The organism is Maribacter sp. Asnod2-G09 (genome assembly GCF_045063795.1).
Lineage (GTDB): Bacteria > Bacteroidota > Bacteroidia > Flavobacteriales > Flavobacteriaceae > Maribacter.
This window is the reverse complement of the sequence record NZ_JBEFOA010000005.1, coordinates 732958-752429: the sequence shown is the minus strand read 5'-3', so window position 1 is coordinate 752429 and position 19472 is coordinate 732958. Positions and strand designations below refer to the sequence as shown.

The 19472-nt window shown below is 35.7% G+C and carries 19 protein-coding genes; 9 read left to right on the top strand and 10 right to left on the bottom strand.

Annotated features, from left to right (window positions below):
• The first annotated feature begins 88 nt into the window (after nucleotides 1-88).
• Nucleotides 89-1228, top strand: coding sequence for a Gfo/Idh/MocA family protein (locus ACJJVT_RS15240; RefSeq protein WP_405399844.1), 1140 nt, complete (start codon nucleotides 89-91; stop codon nucleotides 1226-1228).
• A 71-nt stretch (nucleotides 1229-1299) separates the two neighbouring features.
• Here ACJJVT_RS15240 and ACJJVT_RS15235 read toward each other — a convergent pair whose 3' ends face one another.
• Both ACJJVT_RS15235 and ACJJVT_RS15230 read right to left on the bottom strand, forming a co-directional pair.
• Nucleotides 1300-1761, bottom strand: a complete 462-nt coding sequence (locus ACJJVT_RS15235; RefSeq protein WP_405399841.1) for an ASCH domain-containing protein — start codon at nucleotides 1759-1761, stop codon at nucleotides 1300-1302.
• Nucleotides 1762-1825: 64 nt separating this feature from the next.
• Entirely contained in the window at nucleotides 1826-3529 is a 1704-nt protein-coding gene (locus tag ACJJVT_RS15230) for a GMC oxidoreductase (protein ID WP_405399838.1), read from the bottom strand.
• Between the two features lie 161 nt (nucleotides 3530-3690).
• On the opposite strand from ACJJVT_RS15230, the gene ACJJVT_RS15225 reads away from it, so the two are divergent.
• The 6 genes from ACJJVT_RS15225 to nadD all read left to right on the top strand — a co-directional run bounded on the left by ACJJVT_RS15225 (nucleotide 3691) and on the right by nadD (nucleotide 8494).
• Entirely contained in the window at nucleotides 3691-4743 is a 1053-nt protein-coding gene (locus tag ACJJVT_RS15225; protein ID WP_405399836.1) for a sugar phosphate isomerase/epimerase family protein, read from the top strand.
• Between the two features lie 9 nt (nucleotides 4744-4752).
• Entirely contained in the window at nucleotides 4753-5493 is a 741-nt protein-coding gene (locus tag ACJJVT_RS15220; RefSeq protein ID WP_405399834.1) for a DUF1080 domain-containing protein, read from the top strand.
• Between the two features lie 12 nt (nucleotides 5494-5505).
• Nucleotides 5506-6330 (top strand): DUF1080 domain-containing protein, encoded by an 825-nt coding sequence (locus tag ACJJVT_RS15215; protein WP_405399832.1) that lies wholly within the window; start codon nucleotides 5506-5508, stop codon nucleotides 6328-6330.
• Between the two features lie 133 nt (nucleotides 6331-6463).
• Nucleotides 6464-7321, top strand: a complete 858-nt coding sequence (locus ACJJVT_RS15210) for a YicC/YloC family endoribonuclease (RefSeq protein ID WP_405399830.1) — start codon at nucleotides 6464-6466, stop codon at nucleotides 7319-7321.
• Entirely contained in the window at nucleotides 7322-7903 is a 582-nt protein-coding gene (gene gmk / locus ACJJVT_RS15205) for a guanylate kinase (RefSeq protein ID WP_405399829.1), read from the top strand. It begins immediately after the preceding gene.
• 6 nt (nucleotides 7904-7909) lie between these two features.
• Complete coding sequence (nadD, locus tag ACJJVT_RS15200; RefSeq protein ID WP_405399827.1) at nucleotides 7910-8494, top strand: nicotinate (nicotinamide) nucleotide adenylyltransferase; 585 nt, start codon at nucleotides 7910-7912, stop codon at nucleotides 8492-8494.
• Here nadD and ACJJVT_RS15195 read toward each other — a convergent pair.
• The 3 genes from ACJJVT_RS15195 to ACJJVT_RS15185 form a co-directional block, all read right to left on the bottom strand.
• On the bottom strand, nucleotides 8491-9210 hold the full coding sequence (locus ACJJVT_RS15195; protein WP_405399826.1) for a DUF6503 family protein: 720 nt from the start codon (nucleotides 9208-9210) through the stop codon (nucleotides 8491-8493). The two genes, nadD and ACJJVT_RS15195, sit on opposite strands and share 4 nt — an antisense overlap.
• A gap of 32 nt (nucleotides 9211-9242) precedes the next feature.
• The gene (locus ACJJVT_RS15190) at nucleotides 9243-11510 is read right to left on the bottom strand and encodes an anion permease (protein ID WP_405399824.1); all 2268 of its coding nucleotides are present in this window, start codon (nucleotides 11508-11510) and stop codon (nucleotides 9243-9245) included.
• Nucleotides 11511-11739: 229 nt separating this feature from the next.
• Nucleotides 11740-12138 carry a carboxypeptidase-like regulatory domain-containing protein gene (locus ACJJVT_RS15185; RefSeq protein WP_405399822.1) on the bottom strand — a complete coding sequence of 133 codons (399 nt, stop codon included), beginning with the start codon at nucleotides 12136-12138 and terminating at the stop codon, nucleotides 11740-11742.
• Nucleotides 12139-12311: 173 nt separating this feature from the next.
• On the opposite strand from ACJJVT_RS15185, the gene ACJJVT_RS15180 reads away from it, so the two are divergent.
• Nucleotides 12312-13655 (top strand): deoxyguanosinetriphosphate triphosphohydrolase, encoded by a 1344-nt coding sequence (locus tag ACJJVT_RS15180; protein WP_405401048.1) that lies wholly within the window; start codon nucleotides 12312-12314, stop codon nucleotides 13653-13655.
• Here ACJJVT_RS15180 and ACJJVT_RS15175 read toward each other — a convergent pair.
• The gene (locus ACJJVT_RS15175; RefSeq protein ID WP_405399820.1) at nucleotides 13652-14779 is read right to left on the bottom strand and encodes a DUF3078 domain-containing protein; all 1128 of its coding nucleotides are present in this window, start codon (nucleotides 14777-14779) and stop codon (nucleotides 13652-13654) included. The genes ACJJVT_RS15180 and ACJJVT_RS15175 overlap by 4 nt on opposite strands.
• Nucleotides 14776-16542, bottom strand: a complete 1767-nt coding sequence (locus tag ACJJVT_RS15170; RefSeq protein ID WP_405399819.1) for a 1-deoxy-D-xylulose-5-phosphate synthase — start codon at nucleotides 16540-16542, stop codon at nucleotides 14776-14778. Before ACJJVT_RS15170 ends, ACJJVT_RS15175 begins: the two co-directional genes overlap by 4 nt.
• 63 nt (nucleotides 16543-16605) lie before the next feature.
• Between ACJJVT_RS15170 and ACJJVT_RS15165 the strand changes: the two genes are divergently transcribed.
• Nucleotides 16606-17049, top strand: coding sequence for a nucleoside deaminase (locus ACJJVT_RS15165; RefSeq protein WP_405399817.1), 444 nt, complete (start codon nucleotides 16606-16608; stop codon nucleotides 17047-17049).
• Nucleotides 17050-17119: 70 nt separating this feature from the next.
• Here ACJJVT_RS15165 and ACJJVT_RS15160 read toward each other — a convergent pair whose 3' ends face one another.
• The 3 genes from ACJJVT_RS15160 to ACJJVT_RS15150 form a co-directional block, all read right to left on the bottom strand.
• Nucleotides 17120-17311 carry a cold-shock protein gene (locus ACJJVT_RS15160; RefSeq protein WP_299798355.1) on the bottom strand — a complete coding sequence of 64 codons (192 nt, stop codon included), beginning with the start codon at nucleotides 17309-17311 and terminating at the stop codon, nucleotides 17120-17122.
• A 70-nt stretch (nucleotides 17312-17381) separates the two neighbouring features.
• Nucleotides 17382-17648: a hypothetical protein gene (locus ACJJVT_RS15155; protein WP_405399816.1), complete on the bottom strand. Its 267-nt coding sequence runs from the start codon at nucleotides 17646-17648 to the stop codon at nucleotides 17382-17384.
• An 8-nt stretch (nucleotides 17649-17656) separates the two neighbouring features.
• Nucleotides 17657-19441 carry a chloride channel protein gene (locus tag ACJJVT_RS15150; RefSeq protein WP_405399814.1) on the bottom strand — a complete coding sequence of 595 codons (1785 nt, stop codon included), beginning with the start codon at nucleotides 19439-19441 and terminating at the stop codon, nucleotides 17657-17659.
• Nucleotides 19442-19472 lie beyond the last annotated feature (31 nt).

Sequence of the window (19472 nt, the reverse complement as noted above, 5' to 3'; positions counted from 1 at the left end):
AATTTTTTCAAGAATTAGAACAAATATAAATCCGAAGGGATTTTAAACAATACTATTTTCAATAACAAACAACAAAAACAACAACAAAATGCCAAAGAAAATACGATTAGGAATATTAGGTGGAGGAGGAGATTCTTTAATAGGAGTGTTGCACAGAGTAGCATCGTTTATTAATGATAATTATGAAATAACAGGTGCTGTTTTTAATCCTGATTATGATGCCAGCATAGCTTTCGCCAAAGAAATAGATGTGCCGTTAAATAGAATATATAAAGATTTTGATACCTTAATTGAAGAGGAGTTAAAACTACCAGAAGATGAACGTATTCAAGTTTGTTCTATTCTTACGCCTAACTTCTTGCATTACCCAATGGCAAAGAAGTTGTTAGAAAATGGTTTTAACGTTATCTGTGAAAAGCCGATGACCACTACTTTAGAAGAGGCTAAAGATTTACAGAAATCTCATGAGAAAGCAGGTACTGTTTTCGCTTTAACCCACACATATACAGGTTATCCAATGGTACGCCAAATGCGTGAAATGATCAAAGCTGGTGCCTTAGGTAAAATACATAAAGTAGATGCAGTCTATTACCAAGGGTGGATCAATACGATTATTCATGACAAGGAAAAGAGATCTTCTGTTTGGAGATTAGATCCTAAAAAAGCTGGTATTAGTTCTTGTATGGGCGATATCGGTGTTCATGCCTTTAATATGGTTGAATATACTACGGGACTTAAAGTGAACGAACTACTTTGCGACTTCAACTACCTTTATGAAGATAACCAGATGGATGTTGATGGTACCGTGCTAATTCGTATGGGTGACCATGTAAAAGGTGTTATTAGAGGTAGTCAAGTAGCTACGGGTGAAGAAAACGGACTGGCAATTTCAATTTATGGTGAAAAGGGTGCTTTTAGATGGGAACAGGAAAAGCCTAATTTCTTATATAAATTAAGTGATACGGAGCCTACACAAATCTACAAGCCTGGTCATGCATATAATTCTGAATTGTCTTTAGATGGTACAAAACTACCAGCTGGTCATCCAGAAGGTATTTTTGATTCTATGGCCAACATTTATAAAGGTGTTGCAAGAGCAATTAGAGGTGAAAAATACAATGACGGCGAATTCCCAACTATGACAGACGGTGTTCGTGGTATGAACTTTATTGAAGCAACCGTAGATTCGCATAAAAGCGGAAATACTTGGGTAGCTTTAGAGAACTAAAAAGTAATTATTGAGTATAAAAAAGAGCCGCAATTTGCGGCTCTTTTTGTTTTATAAACTTTAAGTGATAATTAAGAATTTACCACTTTAAAATGTTGGCATACAACAATCATACTTTCTCTTGGTTCTCTTTTGAATTCTTGTAATTCTCTGGTAAAAAAGTCCCAATGATACTTTTTCCAGCTATCTAATGATTTGTCTCCATTTGCTTCTAATTGAGCATAAGTAGCATCAATACTGAAATACGGTTTAAGAGAAACGGCGGTGGTAGCAACGATACATTGTGCTTCACCACTCCAATTTGTGACTACTATATAATCTCCTATTTTTGGTAAAGATTCATTACGGTTTTGTAAACCTAGTAAAGAATGTGAAATTGCCTTTCTAGCTCCGCTCTGTATTAATCTAGCGTTTTCGTTGGCATCTTGTTCATTGTCGCCAAAATATATCGTTTTCGGTGTCTCGTGAAAGACATCTTCGAGGTGGTTTTTTAAATAGTCACCCCACATATTTCTGGCTGAAGCATTTTCCATAAGTTGTTATTTTCTTTAAGCTATAGGATTTAATAAACGTTATAATCGCTAATTAATTTTAGCGCTATGCGAATTTTCCTGCTTTTAATTGTTCAGCTGCATGGTTTGCTGCTCTAGCCGTAAAAGCCATATATGTTAATGACGGATTTACACAGCTAGATGATGACATAAAAGCACCATCGGTCACGTACACATTTGGTACCAAATGTACTTGATTATTTTTATTTATAATCGAAGTCTTTGCACTGTGTCCCATTCTTGCGCCACCCATTTCATGAATGCCTAAGCCAGGTCCGCTAGGTTCATCATAAGAAGAAACATCTTTAAAACCAGCTTCTTCGAACATGGTTACAATTTCTTTTTTAATGTCTTCGCGCATTTTATACTCGTTCTCTTTAAACTCAACGTCAAAAGCCAATTGTGGTAATCCCCATTTGTCTTTCTCAGTAGGGCTTAGGGTAACTCGGTTATCGTCATATGGTAAGAATTCACCAAATCCTGTTACTCCAATGGTCCAACTTCCTGGTTTTAGTACAGATTCTTTTAGTTCTTTTCCGTACCCTAACTCACCAATTTCTTTAGACCAATCTCCTCTACTTGCAGTACCTTGGTAACCGAAACCACGTAAATAACCTTCGCGCTTTGTTTTCTCGGTCAGGTTTACAAAGCGAGGTATGTAGAATCCGTTGGCGCGTCTGCCTTTATAATACTTATCTAAGTAACCATCAACTTTAGCAGTTGCTCCAAGTTTGTAATGGTGGTCCATTATACCTCTTCCTAAAGCATCAGAATCATTTCCTAATCCGTTAGGAAAACGCTCAGATTTAGATTGTAGCAAGATACCAACTGATGCCATTGCCGATGCACATAGAAAAATCACCTTTGCCTTAAATTCTATTTTCTCATTGGTTTCAGCATCAATAATTCGTACGCCTGTTGCTTTTTTTGTTGTATCATCATAGATGATTTCATGCACTATAGAGTTTGGTCTCAAAGTCATGTTGCCAGTACGTTCTGCAGCTGGTAATGTAGATGAGTTACTACTAAAATAACCACCAAACGGGCATCCGCGCCAGCAGCGGTCTCTATTTTGGCATGTACCACGACCTTCAAAAGTTGCATTGGGGTCTGTAATATGAGCGGTTCTACCAATGGTTATCAATCTTCCATCGTCAAACTTATCGGCAGTGGTTTTCTTAAAATCTTCTTCAACACAATTCAATTTCATGGCTGGTTGAAATATGCCATCGGGCAATACATCTAAGCCTAATGCCTCGCCACTTACCCCTATATATTCCTCAACTTTATCGTACCAAGGCGAAATATCTTTATATCGAACAGGCCAGTCTACACCAACACCTTCTTTTTTATTTGCTTCAAAATCAATATCGCTCCATCGGTAACTTTGTCGCCCCCAAGTAAGTGATCTGCCCCCAACTTGATAGCCGCGAATCCAGTCAAAACGTTTTGTTTCTACATATGGGTGTTCAAGATCATTCACAAAAAAGTGCTTTGAATCTTCTGTCGGAGCCCAATTTACCCGTTTTTGTACATGATATTTTTTCTCATCTTCCTTTGATAATTTCCCTTTCAGAGGATAATCCCATGGGTCATCGTTCATAGTAGGGTAATCTACGACATGCTTTACCATTGGGCCACGTTCCAAAACAAGCGTTTTTAAGCCGTTCTCTGTTAATTCCTTAGCTGCCCAGCCGCCACTTATTCCTGTTCCGACAACAATTGCGTCGAATATTTCATCTTGATTCATGCTTGAAATTTTATCTTTTTCTGATGGTAATCCCTATATTTATAGCAAATCTCCAAAGTATTGAGAAGAACCTGATACAATTCTTAAATATAAGATTTTTTGAGAGATGTGACATCTCAAATTCAACAACAAATTCAAACAACAACAGATAGTATATTTTTATGAAAACAATCAAAGGACCAGCCGTATTTTTGGCACAGTTTGTAGACAGCAAAGCTCCATTTAATTCCTTGGACGGAATGTGTAAATGGGCAGCTGATTTAGGATATAAAGGAATTCAAATTCCGACGTGGGAAACTTTTTTAATCGATTTAGACAAAGCAGCAGAAAGTCAAACCTACTGCGATGAGCTGAAAGCCAAAGTAAACTCTTACGGTTTAGAAATAACAGAACTTTCAACGCACTTACAAGGGCAATTAGTTGCTGTAAACCCAGCATATGACTTAATGTTCGATTCTTTTGCTCCTAAGAATGTTCATGGCAATCCAAAAGCTAGGACAGAATGGGCAATAGAAACCGTAAAAAAAGCAGCAACTGCAAGTAGAAGGCTAGGGTTAAAAGCTCATGCTACTTTTTCTGGATCATTATTATGGCATACCATGCACCCTTGGCCACAAAGACCAGCTGGTTTAGTGGAAATGGGTTTTGAAGAACTGGCAAAAAGATGGACTCCGATTTTAAATCATTTTGATAAAGAAGGTGTTGATGTCTGTTATGAGATTCACCCTGGTGAAGATTTACATGATGGCGATACTTTTGAACGTTTTCTAGAAGCTACGGGCAATCATAAAAGAGTAAATATACTTTATGATCCAAGTCACTTTGTGTTACAGCAATTAGACTATATCACATACATCGATCATTATCATGAGTTTATAAAATCTTTTCACGTGAAAGATTCTGAATTTAACCCAACAGGTAAAAAAGGTGCTTTTGGTGGTTATAACGATTGGGGCGATAGAGCTGGTAGATACCGCTCATTGGGCGACGGACAAATAGATTTCAAAACCATATTTTCTAAATTAACACAATACGGTTGTGATGTTTGGGCGGTTATGGAATGGGAATGTTGTATTAAAAGCCCAGAGCAGGGTGCGCGTGAAGGAGCCAAATTTATTTCTGATCATATTATCGAAGCTACAGAGAAAACCTTCGATGATTTTGCAGGTGCGGAGATAGATAAAGAAATGTTGAAGAAAATGTTGGGACTTTAAAAGTAGATGATGAAGAAATATATAGTAAGTGCAGCATGTGTATTAGCATTCGTTGCATGTAAGCAAGAGAAAAAAGAAACCACCGAAACAGCCGTTGTCGAAGAAGTTGCTGTAGTAGAAAATGATTGGGAAGTATTGTTTGACGGTACTTCATTAGATCAATGGAAAGAATTCAAAACCGACGGAGTAAGTGATGCCTGGAAAATAGAGGGGGATGCATTGGTATACACACCACCTGCTGAAGGTGAAGAGAATCAAAACCATGACCTTGTAACAAGACAGGAGTATACCAATTTTGTGTTAAGCTTAGATTGGAAAATATCTGAAGCTGGCAATAGTGGTGTCTTTTGGGGTGTAAGTGAAGATGAGAAATTTGGAACAGGCTATCAAACTGGTCCAGAGATTCAAATTTTAGATAATGATAAACACCCAGATGCAAAGGCAGGTACAACGCATCAAGCTGGTGCTTTGTATGATATGGTTTCACCGGCTAAAGATGTTACCAACCCAATTGGGGAGTGGAACACTATGGTGATTACGGTAGATCACAATGCGCATGTAGGTAGTGTTACCTTAAATGGCACTGTAATGGTAACTTTCCCAGTAGCTAATGAAGAATGGGATGCTATGGTGGCAAAATCTAAATTTGCAGGTTGGGACGGATTCGGAAAATATACAACCGGAAAAATCGGATTGCAAGATCACCATAATGTAGTAGCATTTAGAAACATAAAAATCAAACAACTTTAATAGCATTTACGTATGAAAAATAGATATTCATTACTATTGTTAGTTGCTTCTTTAGGAGTAATTTCTTGTCAAGAAAAAGTAACGGTAGCTACTGATGGAGGGTTAGAAGCTGTTAAGGATAGTGTAATCGTTTATGAGGAATACATGGGCGAAGAACCCACTACACCTGAAGAAACTGAGTTTTATGAGCCTAAAGTTGCCGTTGTTAAATCAGCTACCGCTAGTAATGCACCAAGTGATGCTGTGGTACTTTTTAATGGTACTAGCTTAAATAATTGGATCAGTACAAATGATAGTACTGCCGCCAAATGGCATTTGAATAAAGATGGTAGTATGACGGTAAATGACAAAACGGGTAATATACAAACCAAGCAAAATTTTGGAGACGTACAGTTGCATATAGAATGGAAATCTCCTTTGCCAGTGCAGAGAGATAATCAGAATAGAGCAAATAGCGGTGTTTTTCTAAACGGCATATATGAAGTACAAATTCTAGATCAAAATGATAATCCAACGTATGTAAATGGGCAAGTTGGTTCTATTTATAAGCAACATGTACCATTAGCAATGGCTTCTGTGCCAACAGGCGAGTGGAATACGTATGATATTATTTATCATGCCCCAGAATTTAATGTTGATGGCGGCAAAATAAAATCAGGCGATATTACCGTAATTCATAACGGAATTTTGGTTCAAGATCATGTAGAGTTAAAAGGTACGACCCCTTATGTTGGTTGGCCTAAAAACCCGGCTCATGGTAAAGGACCTTTAATGTTACAAGATCACGGCGACGATAGTCGTGTAAGTTTTAGAAATATTTGGGTTAGAGAACTTTAATATTTTATCAGTTAGAATTTAAGGAGTAAACAAGATATTTTTTTTGTTTGCTCCTTTATTAATTACGTAAGGTGAGATGATTAACGTTGAAATTTTCATTTACCTTACCTTTGTCTTAATCTAAAATGTATTTATGATTCAATCAATGACCGGCTTTGGAAAGCATGTAGTTCAATTACCTAATAAAAAAATTACGGTAGAAATAAAATCGCTTAATAGTAAGAGCATTGATTTAAATGCACGTATGCCTTCAAGTTATCGCGAAAAAGAATTAGAACTAAGAAAATTGGTCGCTAATTCATTGTTGAGAGGTAAGGTAGATTTTAACCTATACGTTGAGCTTACAGGCGATACAACTTCAACCCAGGTAAACGAAGTTGCAGTAAAACAATACATGAACCAATTAAAGAGCATTGCCGATGGCGATGATTTAAGATTGTTAGAAATGGCATTGCGTTTTCCTGATGCGATGAAGACCGATAAGGAAGATATAGATGAATCTGAATATGAGGCTATCAAAGAAGCATTGCAAGGTGCTTTGGTAGAAATTAATGAGTTTAGATCAGAAGAGGGTAGTGTATTAGAAAAAGATTTTCTTGACAGAATATCTTCTTTGAAAAAATTATTAGAAGAGGTTATAAGCATTGATCCCGATAGGCAAGCTACCATTCGCGAGCGCCTAGAAAAAGCAGTACAAGATTTAAAGGCAGATGTTGACGCTAACAGATTTGAGCAAGAGCTTATTTACTATTTAGAGAAGTATGATATTACTGAAGAAAAGGTTCGCTTAGCGAATCATTTAGATTACTTCAGTAAAACATTACAGTCAGACGATAGTAATGGTAAAAAATTAGGCTTTATTTCTCAAGAAATTGGTCGTGAAATTAATACGATCGGTTCTAAGGCGAACTTTGCCCCAATGCAACAAATTGTGGTGCAAATGAAAGATGAGTTAGAGAAGATTAAAGAACAAATGTTAAACGTATTATAGATGAAAGGTGGTAAACTAATCATTTTTTCTGCACCTTCAGGAAGTGGAAAAACAACCATTGTACGCCATCTATTGGCACAACCAGAATTAAATTTGGCTTTTTCTGTTTCTGCAACTTCACGACCAAGAAGAGGTAAAGAGAAGAATAAAGAGCATTATTACTTCATGTCGGTTTCTGAGTTCAAAAATCATATCAAGAATGATGATTTTTTGGAGTGGGAAGAGGTTTATAGAGATAACTTTTACGGGACTTTAAAAAGTGAAGTAGAACGACTTTGGGCTGAAGGTAAGAACGTTATTTTTGACATTGATGTAGTTGGCGGTTTAAGAATTAAAAAGAAGTTTCCTGATCAGACATTGGCTGTTTTTGTAAAGCCACCTAGTGTTGATGAACTTAAGATTAGACTTAAAAAGCGAAGTACCGAAAGCGAAGACAAAATAAACATGCGTATTGCCAAAGCTTCGGTAGAATTGGCAACTGCACCACAGTTCGATAAGATCATAAAGAATTATGATCTTGATGTTGCTTTACAAGAAGCTATAGATTTGGTAGCCGATTTCGTTTCAGACGATAAAGAATAAGTGCACATGAAAAAGGTAGGATTATACTTTGGTACCTTCAACCCTATTCATATTGGTCATTTGGTTATAGCGAACCATATGGTAGAGTTTTCAGACTTAGATGAGGTTTGGTTTGTAGTAACGCCTCAAAGTCCATTTAAGACCAAGAAAACGCTTCTAGATAATCATCAAAGATTTGAAATGGTCTATGAGGCTACAAAGGATTATGATAAGCTAAAACCTAGTAATATCGAATTCAATTTACCACAACCGAATTATACCATAAATACGCTTGTTCATTTAGGAGAAAAATATCCTGACGGATATGATTTTTCATTGATAATGGGCGAGGATAATTTGAAAGGGCTTCATAAGTGGAAGAATTATGAAGCTATTTTAGATCTTCATCATCTATATGTTTATCCAAGAATATCTGAAGGTGTTATTGAGCACCAATTTAAGGAGCATGACAAGATACATCATGTAAATGCACCCATTATGGAAATCTCTTCTACTTTTATTAGAAGAGAGCATAAAAATGGTAAAAACATTAAACCTTTATTGCCACCAGAAGTTTGGAAGTATATGGATGAAATGAATTTTTATCGCTAATCTATAATATTCGCTTTACGAAGATTATCAGTAGCTAAAAATACATCGCCTTTGTTGTAATACCACTTACGTACTTTAGGTATCTTAATTCCATTTACAGTTATCATCTCAGAAAGTAGAATGTATTCTCCGTCGTTTTTGCTTTCATCATGAAAGAATTGATACACTTCCATAGCGTAGGTCTTTGGATCAAAATAGAAATACCAAGTATCGTTACCTACTTCTTGTTCATAGGTAGCTTTCAATACTAAATACGTTTTTCCTTTAAAAGTTTTCTTAACCACTTTGCTATCTATAATGGTGCCAGGGTCCTTTAATTTCATAGGCAACCCATATAAGTATGTGTAGTAGTTCTTCATCATTTTAGCGCGATCACAGCTAATGTTCATGCTATCTTTTATCTTAGGGAAAATAGAAGTGCTTCCATTTAATTTTAAAGTACAATCGTTGTTATCTAATTCAGATTCAATAACGTAATTGTCTTTGGTAACGGTAGTTTTAAAATAATTCTCAGGTAATTTCATTTCTACTACTGTACTACGAGGACTTCCTTTCGGATTTTCCATCTCAATCAGCATTTTACCTTTAAATGTAGGCCAATTGTCTTCTGGGTCATGAAATGCTATTGCTCGTTCTAATAATTCGTTGCCGGATATTTCTTGGGCATGATTATAAATACCTGTAAGCAGTACCGTGAACAAGATGATATATTTCATAAATATGGTTTTTATTAAAATAGGAATATGACTTAATCTAAGGTTGCAGGGGCAACGTCGGCATCATGTTCTTTGTAATACAATTCTAAAAGATCCATGGTTGCTGTCATTAAATCTTTTGTTTCAAGCAAGATGGTGAAATACAAGGTCGTGTTTTTAGGACTTGATTCCTCAGATCTTGTACGTTCTACTTGTGCACTTATTTTTTGAGAAACCAAATCATATAGCTCTTGCTTGTTATTAAGAATAGTACCGATTTTTTCAAACGATCTTTCTTCAAAAGCATGGTAAGTATTATCTAATATCTCTGCTAATTTTATATCTATCTGCTTAAGCTCTTTTATTTGATTGTACTTTAACTTCTTATGATTATTGTTAACGTGCTTATGGCTTACTTTGCCAATATACTCCAATGATTGTGAAATATCGGTCAAATGCCCCATGGCATTAATGTAGAAATTACTGGCACCTATATGAGCTTCTTCTAGATTCTTAATAAAATAGAAAGTGTGATTTCTTAAGTCTTCTATTTCGTTGGCCAATTTAGCTCCTTGCTTCTTATTTTTATGAAGCGAGTTGAGATCTTGTTTTGCTAATCCGTTAATAGAATTAGAGTAAATCTTATTCGCTCTTTTTACAACGTTGGCAATGTTTTTTGCACTTTCTTCAATTACACCTTGTATAGAGCTACTTTCTGCACGCTCTAAAATCTCTTCTTCTTTGGTCTCTTTTAATTTTTTAGTGTGAGACAAGTAGTTTTTACCAATTAAAACAAAGGCGAAAACCAATAATGCACTGATGGCATAAATACCACCTAAGTGAATAATATAAGCGATTATAGCTGCAGCTACGAAAGCTACGATTGCAGTAAAGAACCATCCGCCAATGACATTAAGTACACCGGCAACTCTATATACTGCACTTTCAGAACCCCAAGCTCTATCAGCTAAAGATGTACCCATTGCCACCATAAAGGTTACGTAGGTAGTAGATAAAGGTAATTTTAAAGAGGTTGCAAGAGATATTAGTACACTTGCCACCATTAAGTTTACAGAAGCTCTAATAAGGTCAAATGCAGGTTGGTCTTTTGCCTTCGCCTTTTGCGCGTATGAAGTTGGTTTTACGAACTGAGTGTTAATTCTGTTTTGTAATGAAACAGGAATTAAGTTATTCAGATTTTCTGATGCTTTTATAGAAAACTTTACAATTTGTCTTGATAGATAATTTGGTTCAAAGCGTTCGTCGCCTTCATCTTGTCTAGAAAGGTCAACACTTGTTTTTACTACATTTTTAGCTTTTGATGAAAACCATAATGTAACGACCATAATAACACCTGAAGCTAACAATAAGTATGTTGGTGTTTGAACCGCAACTGCCAAACCTTTCATGTTGTATTCAGAAGCCAATTGACCAGAATTTGCCCAGCTTAAATATGATTCGTAAGCTGCTAATGGAACGCCAATAAAGTTTACTAAATCATTACCTGCAAATGCCATTGCCAAAGCGAACGTACCTAGAATAATAATGATGGTGTAAATATTCCATTTCATGAATGTAGTTGCAAGCCATGATAGTGCAAACCATACCATGAAGTTCCCCAATAAGAATAATTCAGGATTTTCACCAATGAACATAGATGCTTCCGGACTCAATATTGAGGTTCCTTTAAGGCCTTTTATAAGTATGAAGTATATGATCGCCGTAATCGCCATGCCACCAAAAATGGCACCTACCCATTTCGGTTTATCGTTGAATTTGAAGGATAGTAATATCCTAGTAAAAAATTGCACAATAGCGCCTATAGTAAAGGCAATGACGACAGATAATAGTATGCCGATAATAATTTCAGTTGCCTTGTCGGTATTTATATAGTTCGAAAGGTGTGTAAAGTTACCATCTCCTGAATATATTTTAACCAATGATATAGCTACGGCAGCACCTAATAACTCAAAAACGATTGATACCGTTGTTGAAGTTGGCATACCCAATGTGTTGAAAAAATCTAGTAAGAGAATATCGGTGATCATAACGGCCATAAAGACAATCATGATTTCTGCAAAGACAAACTCAGACGGATTAAAGATTCCCTTTCTTGCTACCTCCATCATTCCGCTTGAAGAAACAGCTCCGAAGGCTATACCTACACTGGCAACAAGCATTATAGTTTTAAAGGAAATTGCTTTTGAGCCTATTGCTGAATTTAAAAAATTGACAGCATCGTTACTAACACCAACAATTAAATCTGTTATGGCTAAAACCGCCAATGCAATAATCATGAATAAATATATGTTCTCGCCCATCAAAAATTTAAATAAGGAACAAAAATGATATTATAAATTATCATTAAGGTTAAAATAAGGTTATGAAGTTAATATCGTATACTTTGCAATGATGCTTAATAGTTGCAAAGAAACTAAGTTTAGTTGATGAAAATACTACTTTCTTTTTGAAAAAGAATTTTTGTTTTGATATCGAAATCACTTTTCTAAACAAAAGAGTTAGAAATGTTAAGAAAAAAACGTTGAGAGATTACCTTGTTTTGTTCACCGCTAGTTCTAAAGTACTTAAAGCGTCTTCTGAAGTTGCACTAACTTTAGCGGTAGAAGGCAATGACAATTGCTTAGCATATAGCGTTTCTAAAATTTGAGTTTGCTCCCCTTCTATAACGGCAATTTCTAAGCGTATTGGCTCGTACCCTGCAAATTGAACTAACACATTATGCGTGCCTGCCGCTATGTCGTTAAATTCAAAATTTCCTCTAAAATTTGTTTGTGTAGAATGAGCAGCGTTATCTATTGTTACCGAAGCCATGAGCATTGGTTCATTGAAAAATTCGCCGTCTAAAATTTTACCTTTAATAGAACTGGTCTCTTGTGCAAAAGACAAAGAACAAATCATTAAAGCAAATAGAATGTATAATTTTTTCATGTGTAAAATAACTGGTACAAAGAAAACAACCCAAGGTTAAGATAAGGTTACCTAAGGTTTAATATTATATGTTTTAAAGGTTAAGGTTCTGGTGCATAATATTTTACTCTAATTGACACTTTCTGTATCAAAATGGGCAAATGCCGTATCTTGCAGACTTTAAAATAACGAACATGAATTGGGAGCAATTACTTTCTTTACGAAGACAAGGCGATAAAAATAAGAGGTTAAGAAATGAACAAGATGAAACCCGTTTGGGCTTCGATGTTGATTATGACCGTATTATATTTTCATCTGCTTTTAGAAGTCTTCAAGATAAGACCCAAGTAATACCGCTTTCAAAAACCGATTTTGTGCACACGAGATTAACCCATAGTCTTGAGGTTTCTGTTGTCGGTAGAAGTTTAGGTCGATTGGCAGGAAAAAAGATTATTGAAAAACATCCATATCTAAAAGAAGTTCATGACTATCAATTCAATGATTTTGGTGGTATTGTAGCCGCTGCGGCTTTAGCTCATGACATTGGTAATCCTCCTTTTGGTCATAGTGGTGAAAAAGCAATCGGGGAATATTTTAAAACCGGAAACGGATTAATGTTCAAAGAACTACTTTCTGAGGTAGAGTATCAAGATATTATTGATTTTGAAGGTAACGCTAACGGATTTCGATTAATGACACAAGATAGGGCAGGGGTTTCTGGCGGACTCCGTCTTAGCTATGCTACTTTAGGTGCTTTCATGAAATACCCCAAAGAGTCTTTACCTAAAAAACCTAGTAACCATATCTGTGATAAGAAATTCGGATTTTTTCAGAGTGAAAAGCACATTTTTGACGAAGTAGCCCAAGATTTAGGATTACCCACTAGAAGTAATAACGGTACTATTTCTTATGGAAGACATCCGTTGACATTTTTGGTAGAAGCTGCAGATGATATTTGCTATACCATTATTGACTTTGAAGATGGTATTAATTTAGGACTCATTTCTGAAGATTACGCCTTAGAATACCTAATAAAATTGGTTAAAGACACCATAAATACCAAAAAGTATAATTCTTTGGAGTATATGGAAGATAGGCTTAGCTACTTACGAGCTTTAGCCATTAATACGCTAATACAAGATGCAGTTTCGATCTTCATTGAGAATGAAGAAAGCATCTTAAATGGCACTTTTGAAGTCTCTTTGTTAGATAAAAGCGGATTTAAAGCCCAAATCGAAGATATCATTAGCCTAAGTGTTCAGAAAATCTATCAATCTCAAGAAGTGGTTGAAAAAGAGATAGCGGGTTATACTATTATTTCTGATATTTTAGATGTTTACATTGATGCTTTGATCGGTAAGAAGAACAACAAAGCTTCTAATTACCACAAACTTATTTTAAGAACGCTACCTGGGTTTTATCAAGAAACAAATGCATCGCTTTATCAAATTGTATTGAATACATGTTGCTACGTTGCAAGCCTATCTGATAGTGCTGCAGTGCATATTCACAATAAGATAAAAGGAAAAACGCTTTAGAAACCGTATAGAATACCTACGCCTAGTACTTGCTTGAACTGTATTTTTGGTACACCAGGGTTTACAATGGTGCCGTTATCATTTTTGACGATATCAAAAAGAATATCGTCATCATAAATCATTTGTGTACCTAAGCTTGTACTTATAAATTTATTGACCTTCATGTTAATGGTAAGTTCCCAATCAACATCGATATTACCAAAGCTTTTTATATAATCAGAATAAAGATTAAGTCTACTTTTTAATTCAATATTATCTGCAACGGTATAATTGAAATTGTTTGTAATAAGGATACCAATTTCTAATAAATGATTTTCGCCGGGAGTAATTACGTTGCCTTCTGCATCTAAAATGGCTTCTTGAACACCAAAAGAGCCATTATCAGCTAAATCTTGATCTAGTACGAAAGTTGATTTTTGGGTCAAGGGAGATAGGTAAAGATTAAATTTTTCATCTTTACTGATATACGATGTACCCGCACCAAATAGTAAATAACCAGGTGCCATAAATCTTGAAATCGGTGTATCTCTATCTGGGTATTTGTAACCGTTAGAGAATTGGGTATTAAAATTTAACTGTACAGAATAAAACCATCTACTATCATTTTCTTTCTTAAAACCTAAGTTAGAACTCAAACGAATTACATCTTCCGTTTTTCTAAGTTTTTGACCTTCTTGTGCATTTAATCCGTAACGTAATTCTAGATTATTATCCCATTGAAAATTGCTGAATTTATATTTTCTCGCAAATTTTAAAAAGCCTAATCCGCTAATAGCATTATCACCACCAGCATTCCAGTTTACAAAGGCAACTTCGCTAATATTTATACCAAAGCTATTTTCTGTTTCCCAAAACGATGGTACTCTAAAACGTTGAAAACCTTTTTGTAAAGTTTTTGTTTTTTTGAAGTCAATTTTTGGTATTTGTAGATTTACGTCTTTTCTAGGAGAATAAATTTTATCGACCGTTCTACGAATTACAATAGTATCTACTGCGATACTGTCTACAGTAACGCTATCTACGATAATTGGTGCCGGTATGGTATCTTGACCGAACGAAAATGAAGTTACCAAAAGAGGTAACGGAAGTAAGAATTTAAGCGATTTTGAAGCCATTATTTTCATAGAAATTGTTGTACATATTGTTTTACGGACATCTTATCTATCCCTGCTTTTATATACAGTTTTTCGGTAGCACCGTGTGTAATAAAGGCATCAGGAATGCCAAATATCTTAATTATTTTATGGATTCCAACATTATTTGCAAATTCTAACACAGCACTACCAAATCCGCCAATAGCTGAGCCATCTTCAAGTGTAATAATATACTCGTATTTCTGTAAGATTTCTTTTAACAAAATGGTATCCAGTGGTTTAATGAATGGAAAATTATAATGTGCAATTGCTGTATGTTGGTCTAATTCTGACATCAAATTTGATGCCATATTTCCGATAGGTCCTGTGCTCAAAATGGCAATTTTGCTTCCTTCTTTTAAAAGTTGAGCTTCTCCGATATTGAGTTTTTTCATCGGTACTTGCCAGTTCACTTCATTTCCTCGTCCACGCGGATATCTTATAGCAATAGGATGTTCTAAACCTAATTGTGCCGTGTACATGATGTTTCTTAACTCTATTTCATTCATTGGAGAAAAAATAATTAAGTTAGGTATGCATCTTAAGTATGAAATATCAAATACACCATGATGTGTTGGTCCATCTTCACCTACCAAACCAGCACGGTCTAAACAGAAAATTACGGGTAGATTTTGTATGGCTACATCGTGTATGACTTGATCGTATGCCCGCTGTAAAAAAGTGGAGTAAATATTACAGAATACAACTAAACCGTCGGTTGCCATGCCTGCGGCCATGGTAACTGCATGTTGTTCGGCAATACCAACATCGTAAGCGCGATCTGGTATGGCTTCCATCATAAATTTTAAGGAACTACCTGTTGGCATAGCGGGTGTAATTCCTACTATTTTTTCATTTTTTAGCGCAAGTTCTACTAAAGTCTTTCCGAATACATCTTGAAATTTAGGTGGTTCAATGGTGTTGGTTTTCTTTTGTAGTTCACCAGTTTGTTTATCAAACTTACCAGGTGCATGGTAAGTAACCTGGTTTTCTTCTGCCTTTTGTAAGCCTTTACCTTTCGTGGTGATTACATGTAACAATTTAGGACCCTCAATATGCTTTAAACGTTCTAATTCTTTTACTAATGCTGGCAAGTCATGACCGTTAATTGGTCCAGTGTAATTGAAATTTAGGCACTCGAAAATATTTTCTTCTTTTGCGGTACCTGTTTTAACATTGGTCAAGTATTTTTTTAATGCACCTACACTTGGGTCTATGCCCATAGCATTGTCATTAAGCACGACAAGAATATTGGCATTAGTAACGCCGGCATGGTTCAAACCTTCAAATGCCATACCGCTGGCTATAGATGCATCGCCTATTACGGCAATATGTTGTCTTTGTAGTTTTCCTTGTAATTGGGCAGCTAAAGCCATGCCCAATAGCGCAGAAATAGAAGTGGAGCTATGCCCTGTACCAAAATCGTCATATTTGCTTTCTTGCATTTTAGGAAAGCCGCTTATACCACCTAATTGTCTGTTGGTATCAAAAACCTCTTTTCTACCAGTCAGTATTTTATGTCCGTATGCTTGGTGCCCTACGTCCCAAATAAGTTTGTCTACAGGGGTATTGAAAACATAATGTAAGGCAATGGTTAGTTCTACAACACCCAAGCTAGCACCTAAATGCCCTTCTTTGACCGAAACAATATCAATTATAAACTCACGTAACTCAATAGCCAGTTGCTCTAAATCTTTTTCTTTTAAAGATTTAAGGTCGTTGGGTGAATTGATATGTTCTAGTATCGATTTCAAGCTGTGGGTATAATGGAGACAAAAATACTTTTTTAAAAATGAAACTATCGTATTTTTGAACCTATGGTTTTACCTTACGATGATACTTATTTTATGAAAAAGGCGCTACAAGAAGCAGAATATGCACTTGAAGCTGGTGAAGTGCCCGTTGGTGCAGTTATTGTAGTGCAAGATAGAATCATTGCCAGAGCACATAATCTCACTGAAAAATTAAATGATGTTACCGCACATGCAGAAATGCAAGCGATTACTTCGGCTGCTAATTTTTTAGGCGGAAAGTATTTAAAAGATTGTACGCTTTATGTAACATTAGAACCTTGCCAAATGTGTGCTGGCGCGTTGTATTGGAGCCAGATTGGTAAAATCGTTTATGGGGCTACAGATGAACAGCGTGGTTGCGGAGTTATGGGAACTACACTACACCCTAAAACTAAAATATCTGGTGGTATTCTTGCACATGAAGCTTCTAGTTTATTGCTTCAGTTTTTTGCGAAGAAAAGAAAATAGGGTTTTGAGCATAAATGAAAAACCACGCAAGAGCGTGGTTATCTAAATTTTTTAGAAAAAAAGATACTTGTTAAAGCACCTGCACTTGTCCGGCAACAGTACCTTTTCTTCCTTCTTCCTCCTCATAACTCACTTTATCACCTTCTCTAAGTTCAGTGCCGTGTAAAGAGGTGGCGTGAACAAAAATATCTTTTCCAGTTTCTTCATTGGTTATAAATCCATAACCTTTAGATTCATTGTAAAATTTGACGGTACCAATCATTGTATTGAAATTTTAATGTTAACATTCTAATTTACAATATTTTAAGATTCATTGGTAGCGAATCGCACTATTAATTTTTCGGAGTGTCTTGATTATCAGTCTTTCTAGGCTCTTTTCCTTGCATTTTCCGTACATTTTCATCGGTAAGCATGTAATCATTGAATTTTTTACCCTTGCTCTCTCTTATTAGAAAAAGTGGCATGGCTATTAAAAATAGCAATAAGGTGCCTGAGCCTATATATCGATGTGAAAGTGCTTCTTCACCGGTATCTAAATTGAATCCGTAAATGATTAATCCGATTGAGACTAATACTATAGCGATGATTATATATTTCATGAGTTATTTTACTTAGTGAATTTTATAAGTTCTCTTCTGTAAGCGGTCAATAGTTTTGATTTTGAAACAAAGCCCATATATTTTCCGTTTTTGACTACTGGTAAATTCCACGCGCCACTATCTTGAAATTTTTGCATTACAATTTGCATACTGTCCAGCCCATAATATATGTGATCGGGGGCTTTATGGGTAAATGTTTCCACCTTTGTAGTGTTGTACAATTTGGTGTCGAACATAAACTCCCTAATATCATCTAATAAAATAATACCCAAAAACATATGATTTACATCTACCACGGGAAAAATATTTCGTGTTGATTTGGCAACGGAGTCGTGTAGCATTTCACCCAAGGTCATATCTGGGTGTACGATTTTGAAGTTGGTTTCTATTACCATATCAAGATCCATAAGGGTTAGCACTGCTTGATCTTTATTGTGTGTCAGTAAATCGCCACTTTCTGCTAATTCTCTTGTGTAAATCGTATAATCTACGGTGTTTTTGGTGATAATGTACGATATTGATGCGGTAATCATTAAAGGCACAAATAGGGCATAACCACCTGTTATTTCAGCAATAAGGAAAATTGCGGTTAACGGTGCATGTTGTACACCGGCAATAAGACCCGCCATGCCTATAAGGGTGAAGTTACTTTCGGAAACTGAAAATCCTAATCCTGAATTGTTGATCAATTTAGCTACAACATTCCCTAATGCGCTCCCCATAACCATGGTGGGAATGAAAATACCACCTGCGCCACCGGCAGCTAAAGTAGTCGTCATCGCAACTGCTTTAAAAATAGTAATACCGACCAATAGTGCAATTACTACCCAAATATTACCGATGTAGGCATCAAATGGTGTTTTGCCTAAAGCTTTAATATGATCACCAATTAAAAGGTCGTTGATAAAGGAAAAACCTTCACCATACAGTGGAGGAATCATATATAGCATAATACCTATAGCTAGACCACCAACGAGCAATCGGTATTTTGGACTCTTTAAAGGCTTAAAAAGATTAATAATACCAAAGTACATTTTTGTAAAGTAAATAGAGGCTACTGCGGTACCAACACCTAATAGAATGTAAAACAAAGTGTCTTTGACCTCAAATGGTTCTGTAATCGAGAAATTGAAAAGATTCTCGTTTCCCATAAAAAAGTAGGAGGTAAGCACACCGCTTATCGAAGCCAGTAATAAGGGTAACATCGATATCATGGTCAGATCTAAACTAAATACTTCTACCGCAAAAATGATAGCGGCAATCGGCGATTGAAATATAGATGATATGGCACCTGCCGATGCACAGGCAATTAATAAAGAGCGTGTTTTAGAATTTATGTGAAAGAGCTTACCTAAATTAGAGCTTATAGCTGCCCCCGTTGCCACTGCCGGACCCAATAACCCTACAGACCCACCAAAACCAACAGTTAGCGGAGCAATAATAAGTTGGGTGTAAACTTGTTTTACAGCTATACGCCCTTTGTTTTTAGATAATGAGAATAGAATTGAAGAAACAGCATGGTTAAGCTTTTCTTTATGAATATACTTTACATATAAATAAACAAGCGTTAAGCCAATTATTGGTAGGATGAAGTACAGTTGATTACTAGAAAAAATAATTCCTTTTTCAAGGGATGCCTCAATAAAATAAGTGATGTTTTTTAGGGTGACAGATGCCAAACCAGCTAAAAGCCCCACAACCACACTTAAAATATATATAAAGGTCTTTTGAGAGATATGTTTATATCTCCATTTGTAAATACTTTTTAAAATGTTATTCCTTTGGATGGGCATGGTTGAGCCATATCAGTGATAGGGGTCAAAG

Coding starts and splice junctions, on each gene's coding strand:
- ACJJVT_RS15240 (WP_405399844.1), top strand. CDS start 89: ATGCCAAAGAAAATACGATTAGGAATATTAGGTGGAGGAGGAGATTCT.
- ACJJVT_RS15235 (WP_405399841.1), bottom strand. CDS start 1,761: ATGGAAAATGCTTCAGCCAGAAATATGTGGGGTGACTATTTAAAAAAC.
- ACJJVT_RS15230 (WP_405399838.1), bottom strand. CDS start 3,529: ATGAATCAAGATGAAATATTCGACGCAATTGTTGTCGGAACAGGAATA.
- ACJJVT_RS15225 (WP_405399836.1), top strand. CDS start 3,691: ATGAAAACAATCAAAGGACCAGCCGTATTTTTGGCACAGTTTGTAGAC.
- ACJJVT_RS15220 (WP_405399834.1), top strand. CDS start 4,753: ATGAAGAAATATATAGTAAGTGCAGCATGTGTATTAGCATTCGTTGCA.
- ACJJVT_RS15215 (WP_405399832.1), top strand. CDS start 5,506: ATGAAAAATAGATATTCATTACTATTGTTAGTTGCTTCTTTAGGAGTA.
- ACJJVT_RS15210 (WP_405399830.1), top strand. CDS start 6,464: ATGATTCAATCAATGACCGGCTTTGGAAAGCATGTAGTTCAATTACCT.
- gmk (WP_405399829.1), top strand. CDS start 7,322: ATGAAAGGTGGTAAACTAATCATTTTTTCTGCACCTTCAGGAAGTGGA.
- nadD (WP_405399827.1), top strand. CDS start 7,910: ATGAAAAAGGTAGGATTATACTTTGGTACCTTCAACCCTATTCATATT.
- ACJJVT_RS15195 (WP_405399826.1), bottom strand. CDS start 9,210: ATGAAATATATCATCTTGTTCACGGTACTGCTTACAGGTATTTATAAT.
- ACJJVT_RS15190 (WP_405399824.1), bottom strand. CDS start 11,510: ATGGGCGAGAACATATATTTATTCATGATTATTGCATTGGCGGTTTTA.
- ACJJVT_RS15185 (WP_405399822.1), bottom strand. CDS start 12,138: ATGAAAAAATTATACATTCTATTTGCTTTAATGATTTGTTCTTTGTCT.
- ACJJVT_RS15180 (WP_405401048.1), top strand. CDS start 12,312: ATGAATTGGGAGCAATTACTTTCTTTACGAAGACAAGGCGATAAAAAT.
- ACJJVT_RS15175 (WP_405399820.1), bottom strand. CDS start 14,779: ATGAAAATAATGGCTTCAAAATCGCTTAAATTCTTACTTCCGTTACCT.
- ACJJVT_RS15165 (WP_405399817.1), top strand. CDS start 16,606: ATGGTTTTACCTTACGATGATACTTATTTTATGAAAAAGGCGCTACAA.
- ACJJVT_RS15160 (WP_299798355.1), bottom strand. CDS start 17,311: ATGATTGGTACCGTCAAATTTTACAATGAATCTAAAGGTTATGGATTT.
- ACJJVT_RS15155 (WP_405399816.1), bottom strand. CDS start 17,648: ATGAAATATATAATCATCGCTATAGTATTAGTCTCAATCGGATTAATC.
- ACJJVT_RS15150 (WP_405399814.1), bottom strand. CDS start 19,441: ATGCCCATCCAAAGGAATAACATTTTAAAAAGTATTTACAAATGGAGA.